Source organism: Mesorhizobium sp. WSM4829, from assembly GCF_055811475.1.
On the sequence record NZ_JBVVQJ010000058.1, the window covers coordinates 17,797 to 18,978 of the forward strand.

A 1,182-nucleotide genomic window follows, 5' to 3' on the forward strand; every position below is an offset into this window, starting at 1 on the left:
TTATGGCGGCATCCGCGGCGCTGAGATCGGAATGGGCCGCCTTCAGCGCGTCCGCCCAGGCTCCGTTGCTCTGCCCCGGCTGCCGCGGCATCGCCGCCGCGATCGCGGCCAAGTCGGGTCCGCCCTCCATCTTCTCATCGGAGGGATCCAGCTCTATGTCTTCATCACTCGCCAATTCGTCAAAGTTTTTCCCGCGCTTCGGTTTCAAGCTTGACGCCGTATCACGCTCCTCCAAGGCGATTGCCGGTCGCGCCCCGTGCCGCGCCAGTAACGCCGTACGATCGGCCACAACGCTTCGAAGATCCAGCGATGCGCCCTCTGGCGGCTGGCTGTTCGCCAGCCTGGTCACCAGTTCGCGCGTGGCCTCAAGCACCGAAACACCGCAGTCGTATCCGTTGCCCTGCGGCGCCACCTGCCCTTCCTGGTACCATGTCTCCTCCCCCAGCTTGCGAGCGAGGTTGCGTGCAATAACGCCCTGCCCAGAGCCCGTCAGTGAATTGTAATGAACGGCTTGCTGCCCCTGGGGATGTTTTCGGTCGACGAACAGGAGCGACCAGTGCGTCCCGGCGGTAGCACTATTGGCATTGTTCACCGGCAAAAACAGGAACCGTGGCTCTTGCCCAGCATCGTTGACATAAAGCCCTCGCAGCGTGTCCTGCAGATTTTCTGCCTCGGCATTGACCAGTATGTGGACAACCGCGGGCGGCACAAAACTGGTCTGGGCAGCGAACCCTGGGTAGGTCTGTCTCAGGTCCCTGGCAAGACTATTGTAGTCCGCATGAATGTGCTCGTCGCCCAGCCATTCGGTGGCGCCGAGCACCATAAATTGCGGGACCTCCACTTGCCGCCGTTGAGCCGCCCTGCCGTCTTCCTCGGGTTCGGCGGCCGGCCTCCCGCGCTTGGCACCCACCCGATCGCGTGCCTCCATAATCTCGTTCAGGATGGCAGGTTGCTCGGTCGGCAGCCCCGAAACTGTCCGATCGGCCTCGGCAGAGATTTGAGGGCGATCGGCGTGAGTGAGCGCATGGTGTTGGTCCGGACTCGCTGGAAAACCGTCTCGCCCGAACTGCTCGACCATCTGTCCGGAATAGTCCTCCGCTCTCTTAGTCGCCCCCCCGTCCACGGCAGGAAACCCAGGCGTGCTGTCGCTTGGCCCGGCAAGGGGCTGCGGCGAAAGCTCCA

1 protein-coding gene is annotated in these 1,182 nt (G+C 63.3%); it reads right to left on the reverse strand.

Annotation, left to right across the window (positions count from 1 at the left end; translation table 11 throughout):
- The coding region (locus tag AC0L17_RS32155) for a Ulp1 family isopeptidase (RefSeq protein WP_473518711.1) at positions 1–1,078 on the reverse strand (1,078 nt) is incomplete at its 3' end.
- Between the last annotated feature and the right edge of the window lie 104 nt (positions 1,079–1,182).